The sequence below is a fragment of the Cellulomonas sp. P2_F12 genome (genome assembly GCF_056403775.1).
Genome location: NZ_JBFUEV010000013.1, coordinates 88,248 through 94,577, shown reverse-complemented (window position 1 = coordinate 94,577; position 6,330 = coordinate 88,248). Strand labels below are relative to the sequence as shown.

Here is a 6,330-nt window from a genome sequence, read left to right as displayed (position 1 = left end):
GCACCCGTCCATCGTCTGGGCCAGGGTCAAGAACTCCCGGTCGGAGGCTTCGACGTAGCCGCGTTCGTCGGCGCCGGGGTCGGCGTGCGCGGCCCAGCGGCGGGTCAGCACCCGGAACTGGGCGGCCGGCAGCACCCGGGCCAGCTCCAGCAGGAACTCCTCCCCGCACTCCTCGCTGGGGGCGGCCAGGGCCGTGCGCCGGTCCTGGGTGTTCGCCGCGGCCGCGATCGCGTGCGCCGCGTCGACCGGCACGGTGCCGGCGACCGCGTCGGCCGCGGTGCGGGGGGCCGCGTCGCGGAACGCCCGCCCCAACGTGACCAGCCGCTTGGCCTCACCGTGCGGCAGCCGACCCTGCGCCGCGACCCACGTCGTGATCGACCGGGCCCCATCCAGCGCCCACCACCCGTCCGCCTCCACCACCGGCACCACCCGCGCCGCGATCGCCGACAACCGACCCGCCACCGCGAGGGCCTCGCGCACCACCTCGACCGCCGCCTCCCCCTCCAAGCGACCCGTCGGGCAGGTCGGGTCTGACGCCACGGCCAGCGCATCGACCGCCGCAGTCAACGCCGCCAACGCCGCCGCCGCCGGCGACCCGACACCGGACCCCGCGGTCTGGGACTCGGCACACGCCCCACCCGGTTCGGACCCGACCTCACCTGCGGCGGCGGCTGCGCGCGGACGACTCGCCCCCCGCGAGATCTCCTCGATCGACACCGCCGCCCACCTCCTCGCGCCACCGGGCCGACCCGAGAATTCGGGTCAAACAATCCCGCCACAAAGAAGTCTCCCAGCGACCACTGACATTCACCGGGGCATTCGACCGCATCGTGAGACGAACGGAGGAATTCGCAGGTTCGCAGGTCAGCGACCTGCGGACGGCGCATCGAGCCGCCCACAGCCCCCGATTTGCGAGTGTCCATCCACGGAAAGAATGAGGCGTCGGAAGAATGGCGAAAAGGGCAATCGGTGATCGCTTCCGAGGCCGTTGCGGCGGCCACCGGGTCTATGGCGGCGCGTGTGGTGCACACAGAGAGGGCTCACCGGTTCTTCGTGAGAGCCGTCGGAGCGCAGGCTCGCGAACTCTGGCGGCGCGACCGTCTGCGGCACGGACGCGCCCTCTCAGGCAGCGCGACGGCCTCTGAGCAGCGCGCCGGCTCGCCGCTCCCTGAACCCGGCTAGACCTCCACCACCAGCACGTCGACGCCCGCGGCGACGATCCGGGCGAGCTCGTCGGGGTCGGCGGTGGTGTCGGTGACGAGGACGTGGACCTGGGAGAGGTCGGCCATCTTCGCGAGGGTCACGCGACCGACCTTGGACCCGTCGGCGACGACGACCACCCGCTGGGCGTGGCTGACCATGGCGTTGTTGGTGCGGGCCTCGGTCTCGTCGTGGGTGGTCGCTCCGCCGGCCGCGCTGATGCCGTCGGTGCCCAGGATCGCGGTGCCGACGTTGATCGCGTTGAAGGTGTTCTCGGCCAGCACGCCGACGGCCTCGAACGACGTCGACCGCACGACCCCGCCGGTCATGATCACCTTGAGGTTGGGGCGGGAGGCGATCTCCATCGCGGTGGTCAGCGCGTTGGTGACGATCGCCAGGTCCGGCCTGCCCGCCAACACCTTCGCCACCTCGGCGGTCGTGGTGCCGCCGCTGATCGCGACGCTGTACGGACCGGTCGGGATGAGCTCGGCGGCCCTGCGGGCGATGCGCTGCTTGGCCAGCCGGAACTGCGAGTCGCGCAGCCGCACCGGCACCTCGGCCCGGGCCGACGCGAACGCGCGCGCCCCGCCGTGGGTGCGCACGAGCAGGCCCTGCTCCTCGAGGTCGGCCAGGTCGCGCCGCACGGTCGCCGACGAGACCCCGAGCGACTGCGTGAGCTCCGCGAGGGTGACGGTGTCGCCGGACTCGAGCAGGGCCAGGACCGCGAGCATGCGGTCCGAGCGCTTGCGGGACGTCGCCCTCGGCGCGTCGTCTACCACCGGCATCGGAACCTCGCTCACTCAGAATGATCATTTCGACTGATCGAACGGGGAATTCTTGCACGAATCGCTCAGCGCGGCGATCATCCCAGCATGGCCAAGATCGCGTTCGTCGGCGCCGGCAGCGTCGTGTTCACCCGCCAGCTCGTGGCGGACCTCCTGCGCTTCGGGGACCTCGACCTGGAGCTGGCGCTCCACGACGTCGACCAGGAGAGGCTCGACGTCGCCGAGGGAACCGCGCACCGCCTGGTCGAGCAGCTGGAGCACCCGGCGCGGATCAGCGCGACGCTGGACCGCAAGACGGCCCTGGACGGCGCCGACTTCGTCATCAACATGATCCAGGTGGGCGGGATCGACGCGACCATCACGGACCTCGAGATCCCGGCACGCCACGGGCTGCGCCAGACCATCGGCGACACCACGGGCGTCGGCGGCGTCTTCCGTGCCCTGCGGACCTTCCCCGTGCTGACCGGGATCCTCGAGGACATGCGCGCGGTCTGCCCGGACGCGCTGCTGCTCAACTACACGAACCCGATGGCGATGAACGTCTGGTGGGCCTCCGTGGTCGCCCCCGACATCCGCACCTACGGCCTGTGCCACTCCGTGTACTGGACCGCGCACGACCTGGCCGGGCTGCTCGGGCTCGACGTCGAGCAGACCCGGTTCCGCGCGTTCGGCGTCAACCACCAGTCCTGGCTGCGCGACTGGACCACCCTCGACGGCGAGGACCTGTACCCGCGATTGAGAGCGAAGATCGCAGACGACCCCGAGCTCGAGCGCCGGGTCCGCGTCGAGATGTTCCGCCGCATCGGCTACTACCCGACCGAGACCAGCGAGCACTCCTCGGAGTACCTCTCCTGGTTCCTGCGGGACGATGAGCAGGTCGAGCGGTTCCGCATCGAGCCGCTGCAGTACATCGGGATCAGCCGCGAGAACGTCGCGGAGTACGAGCAGGCCAAGACGCTCCTGCGCGACGGGAGCGACCTGCCCCTCGAGGGCGGAGCCTCCGAGTACGCGCCGCAGGTCATCCACTCGATCCTGACCGGCACCACGCGCGAGATCCACGTCAACGTGCCCAACCACGGGCTCATCGACAACCTGCCGGCCGGCGCGGTAGTCGAGGTCCCGGCGCACGTCGACGGCAACGGCCTCGTCCCGATCGCCATGGGGCCGCTGCCGGTCCAGTGCGCCGCGCTCAACCGCACCTACCTGTCGGTCGCGGAGCTCACGGTCGAGGCCGTCCGCACCGGCGACCCGCGCCTGGTCCGGCAGGCCGTGCTCGTCGACGGCAACGCGAGCTCGACCCTGACCCCGGCCCAGATCTGGGACCTCTGCAACGAGCTCGTCACCGCCCACGGCGACCTCCTGCCCGAGCCCCTGCGCGTCCTCCTGTGACCGCCGCGCACACCCGGGGCCTCGTCGACGACGCCGTCGCCAAGGGCGGCGCTGTCCTGTCGTTCAACGTCATCACGCTCGAGCACGCCGAGGGGATCGTCGCCGGCCTCGAGCGCGCCGGATCTCCCGGCCTTCTGCAGGTCAGCGAGAACGCGGTCCGGTACCGGCAGGGACGGATCGGCCCGCTGCTGGCCGCGTGCCGCGAGCTGGCGGAGCAGGCGACGGTGCCGATCGCCGTCCACCTGGACCACCTGCAGGACGCCGACCTCCTCCGCGAGGGAGTCGCACAGGCGGCCCGCTACGGCGTCTCGTCCGTGATGGTCGACGTCGCCCACCTGGACTTCGACGAGAACGTCGCGACGACGGCCGGGTTCGCTCGTGACGCGCACGCCGCCGGGCTCTGGGTCGAGGCCGAGCTCGGCGAGGTCGGCGGCAAGGACGGCCACGCGCCCGGCGTCCGCACGGACCCGGGCGAGGCGGCGGCGTTCGTCGCCGCGACGGGCGTCGACGGCCTCGCCGTGGCGGTCGGCTCGGTGCACGCGATGACGACCGCGACCGCGCACCTGGACCTCGACCTGATCGCCCGCCTCGCCCAGCAGGTCCCGGTCCCGCTCGTGCTGCACGGCTCCTCCGGCGTGCCGGCCGAGGCCCTGCAGGACGCGGTCCGCGCGGGCATCCGCAAGATCAACATCGGCACCGCGCTCAACGTCGCGCTGACGGCCCAGGTGAGGCAGGCGTTGGCTGCCGACGAGGCCCTGACGGACCCGCGTCGCTACCTCGCACCCGCCCGCGAGGCGATCGCGCAGGTCGTCGCCACCACCTGCGCGACGATCCACGCGGCCTGAGCCCTACAGCCCCAGCACCCGCCGCGCGTTCCCCGCGTACACGGCTGCGATCGCGTCGCCGGACAGCCCCAGCGCCGACACCGTCCACCGCCCCTGCGGCGGCACGACCTCGTCCGGCGCATAGTCGAACGCCTCGTCGTCGGTCTCCAGGAACCGGAAGTGCGTGGTCAGCGCCTCGTCGGTCAGCGGGAACGCGTCGGTGCCGAACAGCACCCGGTCGCCGAACCGCTCGATCAGTCGACGGGTGCGCCGGGGCTGGCGGCCCAGCTCGGCCATGCGCCCGCCGATGTCGACGTTCCAGTTCGGCGCCGCCGCCAGCAGCCGCTCCACGCGGTCCAGGTCCTCGGCGACGCAGCCGACGTGGGCGCCGATGTACGTCGTCCCGGGCGTTGCCAGCACCAGCGACTCCAGCGCCGTGAGCAGCCGGTCGAACGTCGGGTGCACCGCACGGTCCCCGAACCACCACTCCGGGTTGGCCTGCAGCTCGTCGATCCGCTCGTTGGTGGCGTCGACGGGGTCGAAGAACGCGACCGGGTCCGCGACGTGGATGAGCACGGGCAGCCCGAGCGACCCTGCCAGCCCGAGGACGGCGACGACCCGAGGGTCGTCGGGGAGCACGAGCGCCCCGGAGGCGTCGCGGACCGTGAGCCCGAGGTTCTTCCAGACCTTGAGCCCGCGGGCGCCGCGAGCAGCACAGTCGCGCAGCTGCGCCTCGATCTGCGAAGGCCCGTCCGGCTGCGCCAGCACCCCCCAGTCGAGCTGGCAGAACGTGAGGAACCGGCCCGGGTGCGCCCGGTCGTACCGGTCGAGGTTGGCCTCGAGCTCGTCGCCGTGCATCCCGTCGAGGTTGACGACCGTCGCGACGTTGCGTCGGTCCATGAGCGCGAGCAGCTCGTCCACCGACGGGGCCGTCCACCCGGGCGGCGTGAGCCAGCGACCGAGGTGGTTGTGCACGTCGATGCAGGCCACGGCGCTGCGGTCGACGTGCGTCGCGGTCGCGGCGAGCCGGCTGCGCGGGTGCCAGTCGGCCAGGCGAAGGTGGGCGGCGGCGGCCCAGTCGGGCGTGGTCATGGCGCGGTCCTCTCCGGTGCGCTCACCAAGAGTGAGCGTTTGAGGCAGTTTCATTGCGGATCGATCACTTCGGTACGCAGTATTGCGCACACGGCGACGCGATGGACCCGGAGCCGGGAGCAGAGAGGCAGCACCCCGTGAGCGAGAGCATCACCGCACGAGAGATCGCCAGCCAGCCGTCCGTCTGGGCTCGAGCCCTGCAGGACGCGGCGACGTCCGGCGCGATCTTCGGCGCCCCGGGACACCGGGTCCTCGTCCTGGGCTGCGGCACCAGCGCTTTCGTCGCCGAGTCCGTCGCGGTCCTGCGCGAGCAGGCCGGCCTCGGCCTGACCGACGCGGCCTACGCCTCCGAGTGGCGCCCGGGCCGGACCTACGACCGGGTGCTCGTGATCAGCCGCTCGGGCACGACGAGCGAGGTGCTGGCCGCCCTGGAGCTGGTCGAGCCCGGCACCCCCGTCGCCGCGATCGTCGGCGTCGAGGACAGCCCGATCGCCCGCCGGGCCGACCACGTCCTCCTGCTCGACTACGCCGACGAGAGCTCCGTGGTGCAGACCCGCTTCCCGACGACGGTCCTCGCGATCGCCCGCGCCGCGTTCGGCGACGCCACCGAGCACCTCGTGGACGCCGCGCAGCGCGTGCTCGACGCCCCGCTCCCGGTGCCGGTCGACGGCATCGACCACGTCGTCTACCTCGGCACCGGCTGGACCCACGGGCTCGCCCAGGAGGCGGCGCTCAAGGTGCGCGAGGCTGCGCAGGCCTGGTCGGAGTCCTACCCGGTGCTCGACTACCGGCACGGACCCATCGCGGTCGCCCACCCGGGCTCGCTGGTCACCATCTTCGGCGCCGCGGACCCCGCGATGGTCGCCGACATCGAGGCCACGGGCGCCCGCGTCCTGGCCACCGACGACGACCCCCTGGTGCAGCTCGTGCAGGCCCAGCGGTTCGCCGTCGAGCTCGCCGAGAGCCGGGGCCTCAACCCCGACACCCCGCGCCACCTGACCCGCTCCGTCGTCCTGTCCTGACGAGCACCGCCACCGACC

The 6,330-nt window shown here is 72.6% G+C and carries 6 protein-coding genes; 3 read left to right on the top strand and 3 right to left on the bottom strand.

The annotated features are described in order from the left end of the window. Window positions 1-540, bottom strand: a 540-nt coding sequence (locus AC1DWH_RS20015; RefSeq protein WP_477095130.1) for a DUF222 domain-containing protein, incomplete at its 3' end; no start/stop codon positions are given. Between the two features lie 638 nt (window positions 541-1,178). Next, window positions 1,179-1,985, bottom strand: coding sequence for a DeoR/GlpR family DNA-binding transcription regulator (locus tag AC1DWH_RS20010; RefSeq protein WP_477095129.1), 807 nt, complete (start codon window positions 1,983-1,985; stop codon window positions 1,179-1,181). Between the two features lie 87 nt (window positions 1,986-2,072). On the opposite strand from AC1DWH_RS20010, the gene melA reads away from it, so the two are divergent. Continuing rightward, window positions 2,073-3,374: an alpha-galactosidase gene (gene melA / locus AC1DWH_RS20005; protein WP_477095128.1), complete on the top strand. Its 1,302-nt coding sequence runs from the start codon at window positions 2,073-2,075 to the stop codon at window positions 3,372-3,374. Beyond that, window positions 3,371-4,219, top strand: a complete 849-nt coding sequence (locus AC1DWH_RS20000; RefSeq protein WP_477095127.1) for a class II fructose-bisphosphate aldolase — start codon at window positions 3,371-3,373, stop codon at window positions 4,217-4,219. Before melA ends, AC1DWH_RS20000 begins: the two co-directional genes overlap by 4 nt. A gap of 3 nt (window positions 4,220-4,222) precedes the next feature. On the opposite strand, the gene AC1DWH_RS19995 is transcribed toward AC1DWH_RS20000, so the two are convergent. After that, window positions 4,223-5,290, bottom strand: a complete 1,068-nt coding sequence (locus AC1DWH_RS19995; RefSeq protein ID WP_477095126.1) for an amidohydrolase family protein — start codon at window positions 5,288-5,290, stop codon at window positions 4,223-4,225. A gap of 137 nt (window positions 5,291-5,427) precedes the next feature. Here AC1DWH_RS19995 and AC1DWH_RS19990 point away from each other — a divergent pair, with 137 nt between their 5' ends. Beyond that, window positions 5,428-6,312, top strand: coding sequence for an SIS domain-containing protein (locus AC1DWH_RS19990; protein WP_456846804.1), 885 nt, complete (start codon window positions 5,428-5,430; stop codon window positions 6,310-6,312). The last annotated feature ends 18 nt before the right edge of the window (window positions 6,313-6,330 follow it).

Coding starts and splice junctions, on each gene's coding strand:
- AC1DWH_RS20010 (WP_477095129.1), bottom strand. CDS start 1,985: ATGCCGGTGGTAGACGACGCGCCGAGGGCGACGTCCCGCAAGCGCTCG.
- melA (WP_477095128.1), top strand. CDS start 2,073: ATGGCCAAGATCGCGTTCGTCGGCGCCGGCAGCGTCGTGTTCACCCGC.
- AC1DWH_RS19995 (WP_477095126.1), bottom strand. CDS start 5,290: ATGACCACGCCCGACTGGGCCGCCGCCGCCCACCTTCGCCTGGCCGAC.